This is a genomic window from Mucilaginibacter metallidurans, from assembly GCF_003286435.2.
Classification (GTDB): Bacteria; Bacteroidota; Bacteroidia; order Sphingobacteriales; family Sphingobacteriaceae; genus Mucilaginibacter; species Mucilaginibacter gossypii.
The window spans coordinates 4453554-4476634 of record NZ_CP043449.1; the positions used below are offsets into that span (position 1 = coordinate 4453554).

Consider the following 23081-nt stretch of genomic DNA (forward strand, 5'->3'; position numbering starts at 1 on the left):
TTATCTATAAGCAATTGCATTACATATAATCTTTAAAATCCTCAAGCGGTTCGTCAAAGTCTTCCGACACCCAAATTTTCCCTTTTAAACTTCCATATCCTCTTATAGTTTGATCACTGTTTACCAAATCAGCATTAGTAATTTTTTTCAAAAGCCTATCCACATCTTTCTCTATCTGAGTTTGTAAATCAGGGGGCAATTGATCAAGCTTTTTTATAAGTGCAGCACTAACCATGTTCTTAAACTTAATTAAGCTGATTTAAAAAAACTATACGTTATCTCCCAAAAGCCCAAACCAAGAACCTGGCCATCGCCTTGCCCCAGGTAGCAGTGTCATGGGTACCTCCTACTACTTCAACATATTGAATTTCTTCCGGGCGTTTAAGACCTTTGGCTTCCATTTCTTTGATCAGGTCTATGGTATCGTCAATGGCATCAATAATGCCATTTTTATTACGGTCGCTGGTTTCATCTTTGGTACCGGTTTGCAGCCAGGCGCTGATAGCCGGTTTGGTTTTGGTTTCCCGTATTACCTGGTGCATCAACCTGTCGGCATCAGTGTAGCCTTTGGCAAGGTCCTTTCCCCTCCACCAAAACGAGCCCGAAAAAACGCCCGCTTTATCAAATAACACCGGGTTATTCCAAACAATATCAAATGCAGATAAACCACCAAGCGAAAAGCCTGCAAAGGCCGTTGTATCAAATTCGTTAAAACCGGTTAGCTGTTGTAGCTGCGGCAGCAATTCTTCTTTTATAAATTGAGTATATAAACCAGCCTTGGCACCCCGGCCTTTAAAATCGGGTTTACCGGCAATGCCATATTCATCCAGGCGGCTATCTCCGGCATGGATAGCTACGATCAGCACCGGCTTAAGGCGATTGGTATTATATAACGTTTCGAGCGTGGTTTTTAATCCGAGGTTTTCAAGCTCCTGTCCGTCATTAAGCAGCAGCAGGTTTAGCGGTTCGGCGATATCACTGTCTTCCGGCTTCAGGATGGTTAAGGTCACTTCCCGCTCAAGCAGTGTAGAGGTTATATTTATTTCTTGTTCGGTTATTGTCATTTCAGTATCAAGCCAGCCCGGGTACATCTCTTTCTAAATTAAAATTAAGGGCGCAAAAATAAGCTATCCATTTTACTTTTTGGCGGCTAAGGATTAATATTATCAGGCTGTTGCCTTTTTCAAACAAACCTCCTAACTTACAGTCATTATAAAAACTACAAGCTTTGACCGAAAAATTTCACCGCTGGCATTCACCCAACACCAACACCGACCTCGAAATGCTGGTATTCGGCGACCGCGGTTATCCTGTGATCGTTTTCCCTACTACCAAAGGCCGCTACTATCAAAACAAAGATTTTGGCCTGATCGGGAGTGTAAAATGGTTTGTTGACAATGGCCTGGTGAAGATCTATTGCCCCGATACCATCGACGACCGCAGTTGGTACAACAAAAGCATTCACCCGGCCGACAGGGCCAAAACTTATGCAGGGTACGATCGCATGTTGGTAAACGAGCTCATCCCCTGGGCCATGCACGAAACAGGCGTTGGCAACGTAGCTCTCGCCGGCTGTAGTTTTGGGGGCTATCATGCCGCCAATTTCGCATTCAAACATCCTGAAAAGGTTAGGCATTTGTTTACCATGGGCGGCGCTTTTGATATCAAAATGTTTACTGATGGTTATTATGATGATAACATTTTTTATAACAACCCGGTCGATTTTTTGCCGGGCAGCAACCATCATGACCTTTGGCAAATGAACATTGTTCTCGGCACATCCGACTATGACATATGCAAAGGATATAACATCCAGCTCTCAAACATTTTAAAACAAAAAAACATTAAACACTGGCTGGATATCCGCCCGTTTGCCAATCACGACTGGCCCATCTGGCGCGAAATGTTCCCGCATTATTTATCAACGATTAAATAGAAACAAGAGAGTAAGAAGCAAGAGTTTAAAATGGGAAAATAAAGAGCAAGATTTACATCAACCTGAAACCCAAAGAAAAACAAACATATAAACACCTACTATCATGAAAAAAATCGGTATCTTATTCGGCCAGGAAGATTCGTTTCCGCAGGCATTTGTTGACCGTGTAAACCAAAAAGCAGAAAAAGGCATCAGTGCCGAGTTTGTACGGCTCGATAAAATAATGCAGGCCGAACCGCTTGACTATGCTGTGATCATCGACCGGATTTCGCAGGATGTGCCTTACTATCGCGCAGCCCTAAAAAATGCGGCTATTTGCGGTACAGCGGTAATCAACAACCCTTTTTGGTGGAGTGCCGACGAAAAGTTTTTTAACAACGCTCTTGCTGTAAAAATCGGAGTGCCTGTACCTAAAACCGTAATTCTGCCATCAAAGGAACTGCCTGATGATACCACCAATAAATCATTCCGCAACCTGGCCTACCCCTTAGATTGGAATGGTATTTTCAACTATGTAGGTTTCCCTGCCTATATGAAACCTTTTGACGGCGGCGGTTGGAAAGAAGTTTATAAACTGGAAAATGAGAAAGATTTTTTCAGCAAATACGATAAAACCAAACAGTATGTAATGATGCTGCAGGAAGAGATTGTTTTTGACGATTACTTTCGCTGCTATTGCATTGGCGGCAAGCATGTGCGCATCATGCAGTATGAGCCGCGCAACCCGCACCACCTGCGCTATGAGCATGGTAAAGCACCTGCATCTAAAAAGCTATTGGACACCATTAAGGATTATGTGATAAAACTAAACCAATACTTAGGTTACGACTTCAATACAGTGGAGTTTGCTGTTCGCGATGGCATACCTTACGCTATTGATTTTTGTAACCCTGCCCCCGACGCCGAAGTTACCAGCGTAGGCCAGGAAAACTTTGAATGGGTGGTTGAAACAGCCGCCGATTATGCCATTGAACGCGCAAAAAAACAAAAAGACGGCTTAGACAACCTTACCTGGGGCGAATTTGTAAAAACTTCGGCAGCAAAAATGCCGTTGGTAGCAGTTGCAAAAAAAGCGGCTGTTAAAGCAGATGTTTCCGTGGCTGTGGTTGACCATGCTATTGAAGACGAGGGCAAACCGAAGAAAACCAAAACAACCAAAGCACCCGCAGCAAAAGCAGCTGTGGCAAAAAAACCGGCGGTAAAAGCTGCCGCAGTGAACGAAACGGCAGTAAAAACCGCTGTGGTAAAAGAGCCTGTTGCGAAAGCAACAGCAATAAAAGAAAAAGCAGCGCCTAAGCCTAAAAAGGCAGCTAAGAAATAATTTTAAGTCATGCCGAACTTGTTTCGGCATGACGCTTTTATTACTAACCCTAACCAATTATGAACGAATTTACCTTAGGTGTTGAAGAAGAATTTATGGTGACTGACCCGGTATCGCGGGAGCTAAAATCGCATGAGCAAAAAATTGTGGATGCAGCCCAAAAAATCCATGAAGACCAGGTAAAAGCCGAAATGCACCAGGCTGTAGTTGAGGTGGGTACCCATATTTGCCGCAATACCCAGGAAGCCCGCAAGGAGGTAAGTAAGCTTCGTACCACGGTAGCGCAACTGGCAGGTGATATTGGTCTGCGGATTGGCGCCGCGGGTACACACCCGTTTTCGCACTGGCAGCATCAATTGATTACCGATAACCCCAGGTATTTTGAAATTGTGGATGAGATGCAGGAGGCGGCCCGCTCCAATCTCATTTTTGGTTTGCATGTGCATGTTGGCATCCAGTCCCGCGATATGGCTATTCACATTGCCAACCAGGTGCGCTATTTTTTGCCGCATGTGTATGCCCTTTCAACCAATTCACCATTTTGGGAAGGGCGGAACACAGGCTTCAAATCATTCCGTACCAAGGTTTTTGATAAGTTTCCGCGCACCGGTATCCCCGATTATTTTAGCAGTATCGAGGAGTATGACCGCTACATAAAGCTGCTCGTAAAAACCAATTGCATTGATAACGCCAAAAAAATCTGGTGGGATATCCGGGTACATCCTTTCTTTGAAACTATTGAGTTCCGCATTTGCGACTGCCCTATGCTGGTTGATGAAACCATTGCGTTTACCGCTTTATTCCAGGCTTTATGTGCCAAGTTGTACAAGCTCAGGGCGCAAAACATGAAGTTTATTAACTATTCGCGCGCGCTCATTAACGAAAATAAATGGCGTGCAGCCCGGTACGGTATCGACGGCAAAATGATAGATTTTGGTAAGGAAATGGAGGTAAACACCCGTTCGCTGATTTTGGAGCTACTTGATTTTGTAGATGATGTAGTTGATGAGCTTGGCTCACGCGATGACCTTCAATATGTACACAATATCCTGGAGCATGGCACCGGAGCCGACAGGCAGCTGGCTATTTATCAGCAAAACAATAACTTTGCCGACGTGGTGGATTATATCACCTCACAAACATTGAAGGGGTTGTAAGCCCCCTCAGCGACTATATAACAACGTCATTTCGATAAAGCAACCGTGGCTGAGCCGATGGGGAAAAAGAGAAATCTTATACACCATACAAATACATAATTGCTCAGCGCATATTGTATAAGATTTCTCCTCACAACCAACGCTTAATCCCAACTGGTTCGTCGAAATGACAATTATTTTAAATTGGTAAATACGGAATCCTAAAGCAAGGATAATATTAGAAAGATGCAGCAGATGACTGAGAAACCGGAAATAAAAGTAGCCATACTTGACTTGTATGATGGGATAGCGAACGAGGGAATGCGTGGTTTCCAGGATATTTTAAAACGTTACAGGGCTGAACACAATTTAAATTTAAGTTACCAGATCTTTGATGTACGCCGTAAATGCGAGATGCCGGGCACCGGTTTTGATATTTATATTTCAAGCGGAGGCCCGGGTAACCCATTGGAAACAGAAGGTACCGAATGGGAGAAGAAATACTTTAACCTGGTTGATAAGCTGGAAGATTATAACCTGTCCAACAACAGCAATAAAAAGCATGTTTTCTTTGTGTGCCACTCGTTTCAGTTAATGTGCCGCCATTACAAGCTGGGCGATATCAATATGCGGCGCTCCCCGTCATTTGGCGTACTGCCGGTAAATAAAACTGAGCCTGGGTTAAATGAGCCATTATTTGAAGGTTTAGCCGAACCTTTTTACACTGTTGATTCGCGCAGCTGGCAGGTGATCAACCCGGATGAAAAACGCTTTAAAGAGCTGGGCATGCAACTGGTAGCGATAGAAAAAGAACGCCCGCATGTTGATTTACCAAGGGCAATGATGGCCATCAGGTATAATGATTATTTCTTTGCTACACAATTTCACCCCGAAGCCGATGCCGGAGGGATGAAGGGGATGTTGCTTCGCGAAGAAAAAAAAGACGAAGTCATCAGCGAACACGGAGAAGTTAAATATCATGAGATGCTTGAACGCCTCGACGATCCGGATAAAATAACGTATACCCAGCGTACACTGATCCCTAATTTTTTGGATATGGCGGTTAGCCCCACCCAACCCTCCCTAAAAGCAGAGGGCTTTTAGAGGTTAAAGAAGAATAAATAGTTTATTTAAATCATAATAAGAGAATCGCCCATGAAGGGGAGATTTAGAGGGCTAATCATGAATCCATCAATCAGAAAAGTATTCAACGAAAAGTTTAGCACAGAAAAGTACAGCCAGTTTCTTAGCAAACTCAATAGTGACTTAAAAGAACCCGTTCCTTTCCGTGTTGCGGAAACCCCCGTTTTTTTAACTGCTGATTTCCGTGATAAGCTTATCTCCGCCGGCAATGATATTGTTCATACTATCCTCAAGCCCAATTTCAAAGAACTTACAGAACGGGCCATCCCTGATTTTTGGCGGGTATCCAATGAAAATGATCATCCTCATTTTATCGCACTTGATTTTGGGATCTGTAAAGATGAGCAGGGTAATATCGTGCCAAAACTTATTGAATTGCAGGGATTTCCTTCACTTTACAGTTTCCAGGTGCATCTGGGAGATACTTATCAGGAGGTTTATGATACCCCCGCGGATGAAACCATCTTTTTTGGGGGACTGAAGGAGGAAAGTTACCTCGATCTGCTCAAAAAAACTATTCTTGGCCCTTACCAGTCCGATGAAGTTGTATTAATGGACGTAAACGCCCCAGAACAAAAAACAGCAGTTGATTTTTATCTCACACAAAAATACATTGGTACGCCGGTGGTATCGTTGAGCGACCTGATCCAGGATGGCAAAAAGCTTTATTACATGGCAGGCGATCAAAAGAAGCTAATTAAGCGCATCTACAATCGCCTTATTTTTGATGAAATAGCCGGTGATCCGGATATTTTTACCAAAGTGGCAGATATCAGGCAGCCCCTTGAGGTTGAATGGATCACACACCCCAACTGGTTTTATCGGGTCAGTAAATTCACCATGCCTTTTTTAACAGGCAATTACATTCCCAAAACTCAGTTTTTGCACCTATTAAAGCAAATCCCTGCTAATTTGGAAAACTATGTGCTTAAACCATTGTTCTCCTTTGCAGGTCAGGGTGTGATTATCGATATTAGTAAGGAAGACATAGAAACCATTACAGATCCTGAAAACTGGATCTTACAGGAAAAGGTGAATTACGAGGCTGTTGTGCAATCGCCGGAAGGCGGTGTAAAGGCCGAGATCAGGTTGCTTTATCTCTGGCCCGATGGGGATAAAAAACCCACACTTGCAATAAACCTTGCACGGTTAAGCCGTGGAAAAATGATAGGCGTACGTTATAATAAAGATTACAACTGGGTTGGCGGCACGGTTGCTTTTATGCCCCGTTAAACTTTGTACTAATTACCCTGTCTGTACGTATATATTAAATAATGCTTAATTTTGTCTTTATGAATATGCAGATCATCATTATCGCGATACTTTTTGCAGGCGCTGTTTTTTACATTGGCCGTATGATGTACAGGGCGCTTACTACAAAAAAAAGCTGCGGCGGCAATTGCAAATGCGGTGTTGATTTTTCAGGTATCGAACCCGGAAAAACCACCAAATAATGCCCAATTCTTATTTCATACAATCTTCATAAGTAACCTATACTTTTAATAAAGTAATTTTTCTTAATGTCATCAAGCAAGCAAGTTTTTCAGGCTGATAATCCCGGTAGGTGGAACCGTTTTAAATGGTTGAGCCGTGTACTACTGGCTGCATTGATTATTGGTATAATAGCCGTTATTGTTACCATCCGCTCAACCTATTACCCGAGCTTCCCAATCTTAACCCTGCTCCCAAAAAAATGACCAGGGAGGAGCTCGAGCAATTAAAAAAGTCAACGAAGTTCAAATCGTTCAAAATTCAAAAATCTGAAATAGAAGCACTTGAGAGGGCTAAAAAATTACATCAGCTTAAACAACCTAACAATAAAGACCGTATAAACGCCGCTTTTTATCGTGCGTGGGAACCTCAGGCTTATAACTCGCTGGTGGTGAATATTGGCCACCTGGATATGGTAGTGAGCGAAGGCTTTTCTATATTACCTAAAACTGATACCGTTGTAACCAAGCTCGATACCGGGCTGATGAACCTCAATAAAAAATACAACAAGCCGATTATTGTATCACTGTCAAACTACGTAAACTACAACAACACACATGGCGGCTATGATACTAAAGATGTAGACCGTATTGTTAACAATAAAACACTTCGTAGTAATTTTATTAACAGCATAGCTAACTCGCTTACCAAAAACAAGTTGAAGGGTGTCAATGTTGATTTTGATGAGCTAAGGGACCGAAACAGTAAAAATTACATAGCCTTTCAAAATGAGCTTTATACAACCTTGCATGCCAAAGGTTTCCTGGTTACTCAAAACGTAGTGCCGGAGGATGAAAGTTTTGATATCACAAAGCTCCAGCATGTAAACGATTTCCTGTTCATCATGGCTATTGATGAACATTATGAAGCAACTAATGCCGGCGATCTTTCAAATCAGCGCTGGGTTGAGCAAATCCTCGATGATGTATGTTCGAAAGTTCCGTCAGAAAAAATAATTTTAACATTCGCAGGCGGCGCCTATGACTGGCCCGAAGGCAGTGTAGGTAAAACTATAGGTTATCAGCAGGCTATCAGTACGGCCGAAGAGCAAAAAAGCAAAATCACCTTTGATCCAAATTCGGCAAATTTACACTTCACTTATATGGACAAGGACAGCCTTGACCATACCATTTACTTTACAGACGCGGCAACAAACTTTAACGTAATCCGCATGGCCGACGACTGGGCCACCGGTGGCGTGGCTTTATGGCGTTTAGGTGCCGAAGATCCGCGTTTGTGGACATTTTTCCAGAAAAACCTGTCGATAGACTCATTAAAAAAAACAGGTGTGGATATGCGGAAACTTACATCTGTAGGGTTAAACAATCGTGTAAATGTTGACTACGATGGTGATGGCGAGGTGCTTGACCTCATTACCACGCCTACCACCGGGGTAATTAATGTAAAAATGGATACATCTACGTTTACCATTCTCGATCAGCATTATATAAAACTTCCCACTAAATATGTGATCCGCAGGTATGGTTATGCTCCCAAGAAAGTAGTTTTAACTTTTGATGATGGCCCCGACCCCGATTTTACCCCACGTATTTTAGATATCCTTAAAGCCGAAAAGGTACCGGCAGCATTCTTTGTTGTGGGTTCCATGGCCGAAAAAAACATACAGTTGCTGCGGCGCGAATACGAAGAAGGCTATGAAATAGGCAATCACACGTTTTTCCACCCCGATATTTCAACCATCAGCTTAAAAAGGGTGATCCTGGAGCTTAACTCCACGCGTAAACTTATTGAATCGGTAACCGGCCGAAGCACTATCCTGTTCCGCCCGCCATTTAATGCCGATGCCGAGCCGCAAACCCTTGCCGAGGTTATTCCGGTTGCAGAAAGCCGCCGTCAAAGCTATATCACCATCGGCGAATCTATCGATCCGTGGGATTGGCAGCCCGGCGTAACTGCCGATAGTATTATTGCCCGCACCATAAGGCAAAAAGATAACGGATCGATGATATTGCTGCATGATGCAGGCGGTGATACCCGTGAAGAGACTGTTAAAGCCCTTCCTGCAATCATTCATTACTTTAAATCGCAAGGATACCAGTTTACCACTATTGCCGATGTGCTGGGCAAAACTAAGGATGACCTGATGCCGCCGATTAAACCGGATCCAAGCACAGGCATTTTCGGGCCCGCCTATGATGTTTTTATTCATGGTTATTACTATGTAAACTGGGCGCTGATCTATATATTCCTGTCGGCCATATTCCTGGCTATTGGCCGCATTGTGCTTATTGGCATTTTGGCTGTAAGGCAGCGAAGTGTGGATAAAAAATCCAAAAAGCTTGATCGCAATACCGATGTGATGCCCGCCGTGAGCATTATTGTGCCGGCCTACAACGAAGAGGTGAATGCAGTAGCAACTATACAAAGCTTGCTTAAAACCGATTATCCATCATTCGAGATTATTTTTGTTGATGACGGATCAAAAGATAAAACATTTGAGGTTGTAGAATCCGCCTATAAAGGTAATCCGCTCATCAAGATCCTAACCAAACCAAACGGAGGTAAGGCATCAGCATTAAACTTTGGTATAACCCATGCCCAAAATGATTTTGTGGTTTGTATTGATGCCGATACCCAACTTAAAACGGATGCCGTGTACCAGCTCATGACCTACTTTACCGATGAGGAAATTGGCGCTGTAGCCGGAACGGTTAAAGTTGGCAACGAAACCAATATCATCACCCGCTGGCAGTCGATAGAATATATCACCGCGCAAAACATGGACCGCCGGGCGTTTGACCTCATCAATAGTATTACGGTTGTACCGGGGGCTATTGGTGCATTCCGTAAATCGGCTATTTTCCGGGCCGGCGGGTTCACCTATGATACTCTTGCCGAGGATTGCGACCTTACCATGCGTATCCTGAAACAAGGCTACGTAGTGCGTAACTGCGCCGAAGCCATTGCTTATACCGAAGCGCCGGAGACGATAAACATGCTGCTTAAACAGCGTTTCCGTTGGAGTTTTGGCGTAATGCAAAGCTTCTGGAAAAACCGGGATGCATTGTTTAACAAAAAGTACAAGTTTTTTGGAATGGTGGGGATGCCTAACATCCTGATTTTCCAAATCATATTACCGCTGTTCTCCCCTCTGGCAGACTTGATGATGCTATTCGCCCTGTTCGGTGAGAAACCCGAAAAGATGCTGCTTTATTACGTAGCATTTGTGGTGGTTGATTTTATAGTGGGTATCATCGCTTTCCGGATGGAAAAGGAAGACTACAAGAAACTCATCTATATCATTCCGCAGCGTTTTATGTGGCGGCAGTTAATGTATTACGTGCTGTTTAAATCGCTACGAAAAGCATTGAAAGGCGAATTGAGCGGATGGGGAGTGCTTAAGCGCACCGGTAATGTGAAAGTTGATGGCTCGGGAAACAAAAAAGCACAGCCGATATATATGGTAATCGGCGTGGCGATAGTTGCGGTTATTGTGTATTTGTTGTATAAACATTACAGTTAAACAAACAGCCTGTGGCTTACAAATACATAGACTGAGTTTTGCTGCGTGCAAACTCATCAAAATTGGTAACCAACTAAAAACTTTAGTTCGCTACCAGTTGTTTATATCTGTGAGAAAAGACGTTATAACACAGTTAAAACCTTATACCGATTTTACTGATCTGATTTTTGATTGCCTCGGACAATCAAAAATCAGACATTGTTAATCTGAATAAAGTCAATGAGCTGGAAAAATTTTTTGAAGAGCTAAAACACAATATAGTGGTAAAAAAAGCTATAATAAAGGTATAACCATGGAGAACAGCTTCATTAATGACCTTATTTAAGTGCCTTACCCCCTTTCAATCAAACAAACTGCATAAGCCACAACACCTTCTTCACGGCCTATAAAACCCATTTGCTCGTTAGTAGTAGCTTTAATGGAAATATCCTCTTCATTAATAGCGGCCGCTTCGGCTATATAGGTTTTCATTTCCGGAATATGCGGATTGATCTTTGGCGCTTCAAGGCATACCATAGCATCAATATTGCCGATAGTGAAACCCTTTTCTTTGATCAGGGCAACCACATGCTGCAAAAGGACCAGGCTGCTGATGCCTTTCCAGCGGTCGTCTTTATTTGAAAAGTGAAAGCCTATATCGCGCAGGTTTGCTGCACCCAGCAGGGCATCACAAATGGCGTGTAACAATACATCGGCATCAGAGTGGCCGTAGGCACCAGCGTGGTGCTCAAGTTTAACCCCGCCTAAAACAAACGGATGATCTTTTTTTAACTGGTGTACATCAAACCCAAAACCTACCTTAATTTTACCCATTATCTTTTAGAAGCATTTGTTGTACCGCCAAAATTTGCCGACAAAGTGAAGCGCAAAGTATTGGCCAGGGCACTATTTTGCTGGCTGGCTGCCAGGTACGAAAAATCAAAATCAAAAACACTGTACTTAAACCCAATACCCATGGTAACATAATGCCTGTCGCCTTTGTTAGGGTTTTCATAAAAATAGCCTGCCCGTACAGCAAACTGTTTGTTGTACCAATATTCAACACCCGGCGAAAAGCTGATCTCTTTCAACTCTTCACTGAAACCACCCGGTGCATCGCCAAATGATTGAAAAAGACCCGCCGGCACCGATACATTATCATCCTTGCCTTTAATGATCTTACCATCCTTGTCGCGCAGGGGCGGGGTTGGTACCAGCAGTTTGTTGATGTCAAAGGTTGCTGTAAACTCATTAACATCATCTAACTGCCAGGTGTTAGCCACACCTAATTTCAAGTTGGCCGGCAAAAAATACTTGTTGCCCACATCGCTGTAACTGATTTTTGTACCAATATTTGAAATGTGTGTTCCAAATGCAAAAGTGTTGCCATCACCATAAGGCGCTGTATAGTACAATGAAACATCTGCAGCAAAGGCATTCCCCGCCTTTGCTGCCTGGCTTGAGCCGGTAGCGAATGAGATACTTGATATATTAGAATGAATGTATCTCGCAGTAAGGCCTAACGAAAAATTATCCCCAAACTTACGGGCAAATGAAACATCTAACGAATACTCGTTTGGTGTGTAAGTACCCTGGTCGTTTGTATTATCGTCGGTAAGCTGAATGGAACCATAATTAAAATACCTGAGCGAAGCGCCTATTGTATTCCGCTCATCAATTTTATGGGCATAACTCAGGTATGATAAGCTGATATCAGGAACAAGGTGCCTTAACCAGGGGCTATATGATACAGATAAGGCATCATTACTTTCTAAAAATGCAAGCTTTGACGGATTCCAAAAATTCGCATTTACATCCGGCGACAAAGCCACGCCCGCATCCCCCATAGCCCCCGAACGCGAATCAGGTGAAATATTTAAAAAAGGCACTTCGGTGGGAATTGCATTGATATTACTTCCGTTAGGATTTGTTTGCGCAGTTGCATCAAGTGGCAATAAAAATGGGGTAATGATAGCAAGGCCTCGAAATGTAAAAAACTTCATTTGTCGGAGTTAGGTTTTAACAATTTGTATTTTATAAATATAGGACCATGACTTGCTTCACATTTTCAAGTCCGCACTTTTGCTGAAAGTTAAATCAAAAATTTAAATCAACGCAACTAATTTCATTAATTTTTCGTTAAAACCCCTGATAATTGTAGTATTTATTTCTAAATAATGGTTCATTAGCATAAGCACTGTATCCATTTTTTTATAAATTTACCACTTAATATAACTGTAAAAATATGAAAATACTTTTTACTAAAACTGCTCTGGGATTGTTGGCTTTAGGTGCCGTGATGAGTAGCTGCAGTAAACGCGAGCAATCGCAAAAAACGGGTATAACTTATAACGATAAAAACAACGGCGGTTATGAGCGTTTCAGGCAAAGCCATCCATCTCCGGGACCCGGACTGGTGCCTATTGAGGGTGGTACTTTTGTTATGGGAGGCAGTGCCGACCAGGACATAACTTACGATTATAATAATGTACGCCGCAGGGTTACCGTACCCTCTTTTTACATGGATGAAACCGAAGTATCAAATCAGGATTGGCTTGATTACCTGCATTGGATAAACATTACGTTCCCGCAGGATCGCGAGTTATATTACAATGCGGTGCCTGATACATTGGTTTGGCGCCATCCTTTATCTTATAATGAGCCATATGTAGATAACTACCTGCGTCACCCTGCTTTTCAGGATTATCCTGTTGTAGGCGTAACCTGGGACCAGGCACAGGATTATTGCTCATGGCGAACCGACCGTACCAACGAAAATATTTTACGCGAAACCGGAAAAATGGTAGCGTGGAAAGATATGGGCAAAAAAGGTGGTGGCGGTGACGCCGGCATTGCAGCGAACGGACAGCCTTTTAATACTGATATTTACCTGAACGGCCAGATGACCGGGGCAGGCATAGATGGTAAAAAAATGATGCCTAACCTGAGCCCTAATGCCCAGGCAGGTACAGGAAAGGGCGGCAAAGCCGTCAGGCCTGTACGTATGGAAGACGGGATCCTTAAACAAGCGTATCGCCTGCCATCAGAAGCCGAATGGGAATATGCAGCATTGGCCCTTGCAGGAAACACCCAGTTTGAAAACATCGATGATGGCAAAATATATACATGGAACGGTATGGGTGTACGTTCGGCAAAAAAGAAAACACGCGGCCTGATCATGGCAAACTTTAAACGCGGCAACGGTGACAATGCCGGTGTTGGCGGTTACCTGAACGATAAGGCAGACATTACCGCCCCTGTACGTTCATATGCACCTAATGATTTTGGCTTATATAACATGGCGGGTAATGTTAACGAATGGGTTGCTGATACTTACCGCCAAACGTCATTTGAGGAGTTTGAAGATTTTAACCCTTTCCGCGGTAATGAGTTTTCAAACAAACGCCTTGCAGATCCAAGCAAAGGACTTTATGCAAAAGATAAATACGGCAAGCCAATTAAAGATCCGGCACATGCTAATAAGAAACTAAAATACAGCGAACTTTTAGCTTTACAGCAACAGAATACCGTCGCGCAAAGCGCCAATCCAAACGCGCCCCTTGCAACTACTCCTCAAACAGGTTCATTGCCGGCTGATTCATTGCTACCTAAAAACTCGGGCAAAGCTTACAACCCGGATGCGAGGGGCGAAAAAGACGAAGTTAATAAAGCTCTTTACGGAACAACCACCCTGGTTAACGACCATTCTAAAGTATACAAAGGTGGATCATGGAACGATATGGCGTTTTGGCTAAACCCTGCTACCCGTCGTTTTATGGATCAGGACGAGGCGAGTGCGGAGGTTGGTTTCCGCTGTGCAATGACCTTAGTTGGCGCTCCTGAAATTAACCCTAATGGCAAACCACATTACCCGGTTAAAAAAGCTAAGCCGTTTAAAACAAGATAATTTTCATAACAGAAATTTGAAATAAGGCCTATCAGCAATGAGAGGCCTTATTTGTTTTAAGTTGTATCTATCCATCGATCGGCTCAACCCATTGGCTTCGCCAGGCCGGGGCTTCGAAGGGATCTGCGAAATACTGTGTTTCATGTATTACCTTATTCTCACGAAACTCCATAATGCTTACCGTGTAAGCCTGCTGCTCCTGATAGTCAATAGTATATTCCGTGACCCAGGTATCGCCTTTTCCTAGAATCCTCCTGACACGGAAACCCGATGGCTTACCCGGATGATGTCCGCGCAAGGCCTGTAAATTACTTCGTCCAAAAATTCGTTCGCCCGACTGGGGATAATCATAGATCACATCATCATCGTAAATGTCATGCTCCGCGTTGATATCCCCGGCTGCCGAGGCTTGCCAATGAGCATTCAGGGCGGCAAGGATTTGTTCATGGTTTATTTTTATTTTTAATTTAGGTTTCATTGGGTTTAGCTTATTGCATCTACAACAATCTAATCATATTTTAACATTTTACGTTTTACTACTTAATACAAATCTACAATCAAAAAATCCCGGAAAACAATGCGTTATCCGGGATTTTATTTAATAAATATCTATTAACAATTAATAACCTTCATTTTGAACTAACTTTGGATTAGCCAAAATTTCGCGCTGAGGGATAGGGAACACCAGTTTTGGTGAATTGTAAGGAAGCCCGCCTGCACTTTGTTTAAGCCTTTTCGCATCATGCAGAAAAAACCCTCCTTCAAAACATAACTCATGCCTGCGTTCTGCTAATATTGTAGCAAGATTTACAGTTACTAAAGGGTCAAGGCCTGCCCTCTCCCTGATGGTGTTAACGTCACTTGCCGGCGTTGCACCTGTGGATGTTCCACCACGGAGGTTAGCTTCGGCACGGATAAGATACATCTCTGCAAGGCGCACGACATGTACGTTTCCATATTGATTATCGAACTTTTTAGTTCTGTTAACCGATGTAACAGTATAAAACTGGCCTCTTACGTCGTTGGCTTCAAATTCTGCCAAAAAATCATCTGTTATTTTAATATCTCCGCGCCCTCCGTTTGCAGATGAGGCATAAAATTCATTCAAGCTATTTATACCTTGCTGTTGAGTAACCTGTATAGCAAAGATATCTTCAGTAGTATTTTCCTGATGCGATGGTTTGCTTGACAGTAAAAACTCCTTGGTGTAATCAGGCACAAGAGAAAACGCGCCGGATGTAATAACAGTATTGGCCTCCTTTAAGGCATTGGTATAATCGCCTTTTTGCAGATAAAGCCTTGCAAGGATTGCCGAGGCGGAATATTTATTGGCATAGAAATCATTATCCTCCGGCAGCTTGCTTTTGGCAGCCGTCAAATCGCTGATCGCCTGATCATAAACCTGCTTTACTGTAGACCGGCCAACTTTAGCCCCTTCGCTATCAGCAGAAGTAGTTGGACTTGATACGATAGCGGCTGCTAAGTTAGTTGACGGATCGCCATCATTCCATGGCTTTCCAAACAAGCGGGCTAAGTCAAAATACATCAAACCCCTTATAAATTTAGCTTCCCCCTCCCATCTTGCTTTATCATCCGCGTTATCAGCTTTATCTAAATTGGCAAGCACAGTATTGGCCTGATTTATTACCTGGTAGGCATCCAACCATGTGTTTTCAACAAAACTATTATCTCTCGTTATAGCCTGTACAGTAATTTGCGTTAAACCTGTATAAGTGCCAGTCCAGGTAATTTCAGCCTGTGCAGCTAACAAATCGGGCTCCATAAATATACGCCCGCCATAAAGGTCAACCTGCCCCAACCGGTTATAAGTGCCTACCAAAACGCCCTGAACATCTTTGGCTGTTTTAATAGCCTGGTTTTGATCAACAGATTCAACCGGCTTTATATTAAGTTGTTTATTACATGCACTTAAGAAAAGTGCCAATGCTGTTGCCGATATATATATAAACTTTATCTTTTTCATTTTTGTAATTTTTTAATATTATAAGCCTATATTAATACCAAATATTATAGTACGGGGCTGCGGGGCCGAGTAAAAGTCATTACTCAGATCAACATTACTTGGCAACTCGTCTGAATTTACTTCAGGATCCCATCCTTTGTACTTGGTAATTAAAAACAGGTTATAGGCGCTAGCATATACCCTTATTTTTTGCAGCCTCAATTTGCTAACTACAGCTTTTGGCAATGTATAACCTAACGTTACTGTTTTACAACGAACGTAGCTGGCTCCTGAAAGGTACCTGCTTGAAGTACTGATGCCATTTCCATAAAATAAACGAGGCTCAGGTATATCGGTTATGTCACCGGGCTTATTCCAGTATTTTAACTGGTCGATAGTTTGGTTATCGAAGCCATTGCCTGCACTTGTGCTCATATATTGGCCTCCATTGTTATACACTTTGTAGCCAAATGCACCCTGGAAGGTTACCGCCAATTCAATTCCATTATAACCAAATGTATTTGTAATACCTCCGTAGTATTTAGGTGTTGGCGAGCCTACTACAACATTTTGTGCCTGGGTAGGATCGTTTGTTTTAGTACGATCCAGCTTTCCGTCGGTTCCCTTTGCGTTTTTGTAATATAAAGCATCTCCATTGGCAGGATCTACTCCTGCATATTCGGGCATGTAGAATACACCTATCGGCTGACCGGCCATTACATAATTGATATTATTATCAGTTATAACCTGGCCTTTTATATCGGTAATTAAATTTTTTTGGTATGAAGCATTCAAACTTGTTGACCATTTGAACTTACCCACAAAATTATCTGATGATAACTCCAACTCAAACCCTTTATTAGATAGTTTACCAAGATTTTGCAATTGCCTTGAAATGCCTAACGTGCCAGGAAGGTTCACGTTTAATAGCAGATCGCGGGTGTTTTTCTTATAATAATCAAAACTACCCGATAACCTGTTGTTAAAGAAACCAAAATCAACAGCTAAATCAAGTGCTGCGGTTGTTTCCCACTTTAAGTTTGGATTAACTATTTGTGAAAAGCGCTGACCGCCTACACCATTATAATTTGCTGCGGAAAATAAACCCAATGACGAAAAATTTCCAATATTGGCGTTACCCGTTAAACCATAACTTGCCCTAACTTTTAAATTACTTAGCAGATTATTGTTTTTCAAAAAGTCCTCTTCTGTTAGTATCCAGCCTACCGAGCCTGATGGATAAAATCCATACCGATTGTTCACACCAAACCTTGACGATCCATCTCTACGGATACTTCCCGAAAACAGGTATTTTCCTTTATAGGCATAATTGGCCCTGAAGAAATAGGCTAAAAAGCTGTACGGGCTATCATACGATGCACCTGAAACAATTACTGCTGCCGCGGTTAGTTTTTTATAAGCATCAGAGGCAAACTCCTGCCCCTGTACATCGTTACCAACAGTACGGGATTTTTGATAGGTTGTTCCCAACGTTAAATCCAGTGAATGATCCTGACCAAAAATAGTTTTATAACTAAAATAGTTATTGGTATTATAGTTCAATACTTGTGTGGTTGTATTTTGACCAAAACCATTATTAGTACCTGTATTACGGAAAGTAGCACTTCCATAGTAGCTATCTTCAGCCTGGTTTAATTGATCAATACCAAATTCCGACCGGAAGGTTAGGCCTTTTACAATTTCCCAATTGGCATATACATTACCGATAGTGCGGTAAACTGTCGCCTGATAAAACGCATTGTTCTTGCTGATCAGCGGGTTATAATACAATGGAAAATCTTCTGATTCGCCCGGAGGGGTACCGCTTATTAAACCGCTGCGAGGGTCAATTAATGGTGTTATTGGCGATAAAGCCACTGATTGCAAAGGTGTACTGAAAGCATTATCGTTTGAAACCCTGTTATTAATGGTATTAGCAAAACTTAGGTTCATACCGATACTCAAGTTTTTATCTACCTTGCTATCCAAATTTAAACGCCCCGAGTACCTTTTAAAGCTGTTACCAATCAATATACCCGTTTGATCAAGATATTGCCCCCCCATATAATAGGTAGTTTTGTCGTTACCTCCAGATATGTTTAAATCATATTGCTGTTGTGGAGCACTTTGATATGCAGCCCTTTCCCAGTTTGTATTGATCTTGCCTGTTTTCCAATCATCAGTACCAGCCGAAAGGGAGGTAAAATTATCTTCAACATATGATTTATAATCGGCAAGTGCGTCGTCGAGTGTATCGTAAGCCCCGGCAGCAAAGTCCTGCTTGGCTGCACCCTCACCCGCACGTTCCATTATCTGTACAAATTGTTTGGCGTTCAGGAACTCGCGGTGCCTTGACGGTGTACTTTTACCATATGATGCTGAAAAATTAACTTTAGGAGTACCTGCCTTGCCTTTTTTGGTAGTAATTACAACTACACCATTAGAAGCCCTAGCACCGTAAATTGCAGCTGCCGATGCATCTTTTAAAATCTGTACAGATTCGATATCATTGAAGTTAATGTCCGCCAGCGGATTGGTTGGCGCATCGGTGCTTGATAAGTTATCAGTGGTAATTGGCATACCATCCAAAATATATAATGGCTCCGAACCGGCAGATATTGAAGATGAGCCGCGTACCCTAACCTGGATCCCTTGCCCAAGTTTACCATTTCCTGACTGAATATATACACCAGCTGTTTTACCCTGTATAGCCTGCTCAATAGAAGTGGTTGGGGTGCCTTCAATTTCCTTTGCAGATACTGAAGATATTGAACCTGTAATATTGGCCTTCTTCTGCGTACCATAACCCACTACTACAACTTCCGTCAGCTGTTTCGAATCACTTGTTAACTGAACATCAACAATGCTACCATTAATTGATTGTTCGGCAAGTTTATATCCCAAAAAGTTAAAAGCCAAAACTTTGGCGGTAGCAGGTACACTTAATTTGTAACTGCCATTAATGTCGGTTTGGGTGCCCACCCCTGTTAGGCCTTTTACGGTTACGCTTACTCCCGGTAAGGGCGAGCCGTCTTTCTGGTCGGTTACTTTACCTGTAATAACCCGGTTTTGAGCAAAAACCATAGCCATACAAGAAAACAGTAACATGACTGTTAGTAGATGTTTCTTCATAAAAGTTAATATTGTTAATTAAGAAAGTAAGTTCGTAAAAAAAATGTGCAGAAACAACAAAAGCCTTAAAATTACGTTCAGTTCATTGCAAAAATGTTATTATCGCATATTTAAGCTATAACACTCAGTTAAAACGACATTAAGATCTGCCCTTTTTCAACTTTATCCCCTGATTTTATTAATATTTTTTCTACCACAACATCGGCCGGCGATTTGATAATATTTTCCATTTTCATGGCTTCAAGCACAAAAAGATTATCACCTTTTTTTATGGTATCTCCTTTATTTACAAATACTTTTAAAACCAAACCCGGCATGGGGGCTTTTATTTCACTAATCCTGGCACTGTTTAAATCACTAAATCCAAGCTTATCAAGTAATATATCAAACTGATCTTTAGCGGTGATATGATAAATATGATTATTAACCTTTATTTCAGCAATTTTTTCGTCACCGTTAAAATTAACTATCTCGACGTTGTATGAGCGGTTGTTTTCAATAACATGATAGATTCCCGGCCTTAACTGTTTAATATCGGCTTCACTTTTAACCCCGTTAATAAGTAAGCCTGCCGCAACGGTTCTTTCAGCTTCAATACTGTAGCGTTCATTAATACTCAATTTATACATAGGATTTGGATTTGAGGATAAGCGGTTTATATTAGGGGATTGATATAAAGCTAAACATATTATATAAAAGCTGAAAGTAAAATTCAAAAAGCTTATAGCTTAATATTAATATTATTCAATTGCTTTACATAAAACCTTTAATAAACCCTGTATAATTTCACTTGCAATACAGCAACGAGTAAATTCCATCTCCGATAGCGTTAAAAGAATTGAAAGCTGCGGATAAGAGCAGCTCCTATTGAGTAAAAATATACTGAATTAAATTCGCGCCCATTTTGAGGGCCTTTTGGCGGGCTTCCTGGGTATCGCCGGCATAAGTACCATAATCCTCCCAACCATTGCCTAAATCGCACTCATAGGTGTAAAAACAAACCAGCCTGCCCTTATATATCAAACCAAAGCCCTGGGCACGTTTGCCGTCATGCTCATGAATTTTAGGCAAGCCATTGGGAAAGTCATATTTTTGGTGGTAAATGGGGTGATTAACCGGCAACTCCACAAAATCAAGCTCGGGAAATACCTTTTTCATTTGCGGGCGGATGTATTGATCCAAACCATAGTTATCATCAATATGCAAAAAGCCCCCCCCGGTCAGGTATTTACGGAGGTTACGGGCTTCCTGATCGGAAAAGATTACGTTACCATGCCCTGTCATAAAAGTGAAAGGATAATTAAATAAAGAAGCACTGCCTACTTCAACCACCTCATCGTCATCATCAAAATTGGTTTTGAGGTTTTCATTACAAAATTTGATGAGGTTAGGCAGCGCTGTGCGGTCGCCATACCAGTCGCCGCCACCGCTGTATTTGAGGCGGGCAATTTTATAGGCAGGGGCATTAAAGCTGCTCATTGCTATAGCCGCAAACACAACAATTAATGCTAACCTGATCTTTTTCATACCCTGTTTAAAAAATTAACCTCAAAACAAGCCTCCAGCGCGGCCGTTTCCGTACGCAGGCGGCTTGTACCTAAAGATATTGGTTTAAACCCGTTATGCAAAGCCTTATCTATCTCAGCAGGGGTAAAATCCCCTTCGGGACCTATCAATATTAAATAACGGCCCTGTGGGTTATTTCGTCTTTCAGGTTAAATTTCTCTCCGGGCTCGCAATGGGCAATAAACTTTTGCCCCTCAAAAGGTTTATCGAATAGTTGATTTAGCGTTAAAGGCTCATTTAATAACGGATGATAGGCTTTAAGGGATTGCTTGATAGCCGCCGTAATAATTTTATTTAAACGCTCTGTCTTGGCTTCCTTACGTTCCGATCGCTGGGTGATAATTAATGACACCTCATCAATACCTATTTCTGTAGCTTTCTCTAAAAACCACTCCAGGCGTTCGATATTTTTGGTCGGAGCTACCGCGAGGTGCAGGTAATGGTTGCGTTTTTCAAATTCGGTAGATACGGATGTAATTTTAAGAATGGTACGCTTGGGGTGCGCGTCATGGATCAGGGCTGTGTATAAACTGCCCCTGCCGTCAATCAATTGTACCTCGTTGCCTGCTTCAAGGCGCAGCACACGTATAGCATGTTTGCTTTCTTCTTCGCTCAGGAAGTATTGTGGATTCGAGGCGTCAATATCAGGTGTATAAAAAAGTTGCATTATGAATGGGCAGATTAATGTAAATCTACTGCATCTTCTTCATTTATCAGTAATTCGAGTTTAACTGATTCAATATTCTGGTCGGATTTTTTCAGTACAGTGATATTGTACCCGTTCGATTCTTTCTGCTCACCCACATCGGGGATCTTTCCGAAGATATCACCAAGCCAGCCCGATACGGTATCAAAGTCGCCATCTTCAGGTAAATCATGCGGTAAATGTTCGTTCACATCGTAAATAGATGCAAGCGCATTAACTATAAACTCACGCTCATTTACCTTTTCAACAATTGGCTTTTCCTCATCATACTCATCCTGGATCTCGCCTACCAATTCTTCTACAATATCCTCCAGCGTAACCATGCCGGCCGTGCCGCCAAACTCGTCAAGTACAATAGCTATCTGGATACGTTTTTGCTGCAATTCGGCCATCAGATCGTTGATCTTTTTGGTTTCGGGGATGAAATACGGTTTGCGGATAATATCTTTCAGTACGATCTCTTCATTACGGGCCAGTAGTGGCAAAATATCTTTGGCGTGTACAATACCGATGATCTTATCTATCACATCGTCATAAACCGGCATCCGCGAATAACCTTCGTTGATGATCATATCCAGCAACTCTTCTTTGGTTGAAGCGATATCGACTCCCGAGATTTTGGTACGCGGTACCATGATGTTTTTTACCACACGCTCGTTAAAATCAAACACGTTCTGGATCAGTTCGTGCTCATTTGAGTCAAGTGCGCCGGTCTCTTTACCTTGCTCCAACAAGTATTGCAGTTCTTCCGAACTATGATGGGTTTCACTGCCTTCAACGGTGCTTATACCCAATAATTTCAGAATGAAATTTGCGAAATTATTAAGTACCCATATAAATGGCCTGAAAACTACAAAGAAGAACCTGAGTGGCAATGAAACAGCCATCACTGTACGTACCGATTTTTGGATAGCTAACGATTTAGGCGCAAGCTCACCAAAAACAATGTGCATGATGGTAATAAAGCTAAAAGCCAAGATATGACTGGCCGTGATATAACCGGGAGAAAGGGTTATGCCCACGCTCAGGAAAGCGCGGATAACGATGTTAGTAGCAACCTCCTCACCCACAACACCGAGCGCCAGCGACGCAATGGTAATACCCAGCTGTGTGGCAGCCAGGTAACCATCTAAATTATGCAATATGCCCCGGGCAACTTTGGCTATGCCACTGCCGCCTTTGGCCCTAATTTCAATTTGCGAACCCCGAACCCTTACCATGGCAAACTCCGCGGCTACAAAAAAGCCATTGAGTAAAACCAAAAACATGGTAGCGAAAATGTAAAATAAACTAATCTCGTAATGTGCGGGGTCCATT

The 23081-nt window shown here is 42.3% G+C and carries 20 protein-coding genes; 8 read left to right on the forward strand and 12 right to left on the reverse strand.

The window, feature by feature from the left end:
* Nucleotides 1-19: 19 nt before the first annotated feature.
* Together vapB and DIU38_RS18875 are read right to left on the reverse strand one after the other, a co-directional pair.
* Nucleotides 20-235: a type II toxin-antitoxin system VapB family antitoxin gene (gene vapB / locus DIU38_RS18870; protein WP_112654835.1), complete on the reverse strand. Its 216-nt coding sequence runs from the start codon at nucleotides 233-235 to the stop codon at nucleotides 20-22.
* A gap of 40 nt (nucleotides 236-275) precedes the next feature.
* Nucleotides 276-1064 (reverse strand): alpha/beta hydrolase, encoded by a 789-nt coding sequence (locus tag DIU38_RS18875; RefSeq protein ID WP_243770708.1) that lies wholly within the window; start codon nucleotides 1062-1064, stop codon nucleotides 276-278.
* 164 nt (nucleotides 1065-1228) lie between these two features.
* Here DIU38_RS18875 and DIU38_RS18880 point away from each other — a divergent pair, with 164 nt between their 5' ends.
* The 7 genes from DIU38_RS18880 to DIU38_RS18910 all read left to right on the forward strand — a co-directional run bounded on the left by DIU38_RS18880 (nucleotide 1229) and on the right by DIU38_RS18910 (nucleotide 10511).
* Entirely contained in the window at nucleotides 1229-1936 is a 708-nt protein-coding gene (locus tag DIU38_RS18880) for an alpha/beta fold hydrolase (protein WP_112654837.1), read from the forward strand.
* Nucleotides 1937-2039: 103 nt separating this feature from the next.
* The gene (locus tag DIU38_RS18885; RefSeq protein ID WP_243770707.1) at nucleotides 2040-3257 is read left to right on the forward strand and encodes an ATP-grasp domain-containing protein; all 1218 of its coding nucleotides are present in this window, start codon (nucleotides 2040-2042) and stop codon (nucleotides 3255-3257) included.
* 59 nt (nucleotides 3258-3316) lie between these two features.
* Nucleotides 3317-4414, forward strand: coding sequence for a carboxylate-amine ligase (locus DIU38_RS18890; protein ID WP_112654838.1), 1098 nt, complete (start codon nucleotides 3317-3319; stop codon nucleotides 4412-4414).
* 225 nt (nucleotides 4415-4639) lie between these two features.
* A complete protein-coding gene (locus DIU38_RS18895; RefSeq protein WP_243771213.1) occupies nucleotides 4640-5497 on the forward strand; it encodes a type 1 glutamine amidotransferase in 858 nt (285 codons plus the stop codon).
* Between the two features lie 78 nt (nucleotides 5498-5575).
* Nucleotides 5576-6769 carry a hypothetical protein gene (locus DIU38_RS18900; protein WP_112654839.1) on the forward strand — a complete coding sequence of 398 codons (1194 nt, stop codon included), beginning with the start codon at nucleotides 5576-5578 and terminating at the stop codon, nucleotides 6767-6769.
* 41 nt (nucleotides 6770-6810) lie between these two features.
* Nucleotides 6811-6990, forward strand: coding sequence for a FeoB-associated Cys-rich membrane protein (locus DIU38_RS18905; protein WP_243770706.1), 180 nt, complete (start codon nucleotides 6811-6813; stop codon nucleotides 6988-6990).
* A 239-nt stretch (nucleotides 6991-7229) separates the two neighbouring features.
* On the forward strand, nucleotides 7230-10511 hold the full coding sequence (locus DIU38_RS18910; protein WP_244311222.1) for a glycosyltransferase: 3282 nt from the start codon (nucleotides 7230-7232) through the stop codon (nucleotides 10509-10511).
* Between the two features lie 330 nt (nucleotides 10512-10841).
* Here DIU38_RS18910 and ispF read toward each other — a convergent pair whose 3' ends face one another.
* Both ispF and porV read right to left on the reverse strand, forming a co-directional pair.
* A complete protein-coding gene (gene ispF / locus DIU38_RS18915) occupies nucleotides 10842-11324 on the reverse strand; it encodes a 2-C-methyl-D-erythritol 2,4-cyclodiphosphate synthase (protein WP_112654841.1) in 483 nt (160 codons plus the stop codon).
* Nucleotides 11324-12493, reverse strand: coding sequence for a type IX secretion system outer membrane channel protein PorV (gene porV / locus DIU38_RS18920; protein ID WP_112654842.1), 1170 nt, complete (start codon nucleotides 12491-12493; stop codon nucleotides 11324-11326). The genes ispF and porV overlap by 1 nt, the downstream gene beginning before the upstream one ends.
* 242 nt (nucleotides 12494-12735) lie before the next feature.
* Here porV and DIU38_RS18925 point away from each other — a divergent pair, with 242 nt between their 5' ends.
* On the forward strand, nucleotides 12736-14397 hold the full coding sequence (locus DIU38_RS18925) for an SUMF1/EgtB/PvdO family nonheme iron enzyme (protein ID WP_112654843.1): 1662 nt from the start codon (nucleotides 12736-12738) through the stop codon (nucleotides 14395-14397).
* A 67-nt stretch (nucleotides 14398-14464) separates the two neighbouring features.
* On the opposite strand, the gene DIU38_RS18930 is transcribed toward DIU38_RS18925, so the two are convergent.
* From DIU38_RS18930 to DIU38_RS18960, 8 genes are all read right to left on the reverse strand, one after another.
* Entirely contained in the window at nucleotides 14465-14875 is a 411-nt protein-coding gene (locus tag DIU38_RS18930; RefSeq protein WP_112654844.1) for a nuclear transport factor 2 family protein, read from the reverse strand.
* Between the two features lie 141 nt (nucleotides 14876-15016).
* Complete coding sequence (locus DIU38_RS18935) at nucleotides 15017-16381, reverse strand: RagB/SusD family nutrient uptake outer membrane protein (protein WP_112654845.1); 1365 nt, start codon at nucleotides 16379-16381, stop codon at nucleotides 15017-15019.
* 18 nt (nucleotides 16382-16399) lie between these two features.
* Nucleotides 16400-19468 (reverse strand): SusC/RagA family TonB-linked outer membrane protein, encoded by a 3069-nt coding sequence (locus DIU38_RS18940; RefSeq protein ID WP_244311223.1) that lies wholly within the window; start codon nucleotides 19466-19468, stop codon nucleotides 16400-16402.
* 152 nt (nucleotides 19469-19620) lie between these two features.
* Entirely contained in the window at nucleotides 19621-20121 is a 501-nt protein-coding gene (locus DIU38_RS18945) for a biotin/lipoyl-containing protein (RefSeq protein WP_112654846.1), read from the reverse strand.
* A gap of 235 nt (nucleotides 20122-20356) precedes the next feature.
* Nucleotides 20357-21019, reverse strand: a complete 663-nt coding sequence (locus DIU38_RS18950) for a DUF4159 domain-containing protein (RefSeq protein WP_112654847.1) — start codon at nucleotides 21017-21019, stop codon at nucleotides 20357-20359.
* Nucleotides 21016-21168: a 16S rRNA (uracil(1498)-N(3))-methyltransferase gene (locus DIU38_RS34725; RefSeq protein ID WP_317132405.1), complete on the reverse strand. Its 153-nt coding sequence runs from the start codon at nucleotides 21166-21168 to the stop codon at nucleotides 21016-21018. Before DIU38_RS34725 ends, DIU38_RS18950 begins: the two co-directional genes overlap by 4 nt.
* A gap of 2 nt (nucleotides 21169-21170) precedes the next feature.
* Complete coding sequence (locus DIU38_RS18955) at nucleotides 21171-21725, reverse strand: RsmE family RNA methyltransferase (protein ID WP_317132406.1); 555 nt, start codon at nucleotides 21723-21725, stop codon at nucleotides 21171-21173.
* A 14-nt stretch (nucleotides 21726-21739) separates the two neighbouring features.
* A complete protein-coding gene (locus DIU38_RS18960; RefSeq protein ID WP_112654849.1) occupies nucleotides 21740-23080 on the reverse strand; it encodes a hemolysin family protein in 1341 nt (446 codons plus the stop codon).
* Nucleotide 23081: the final 1 nt, after the last annotated feature.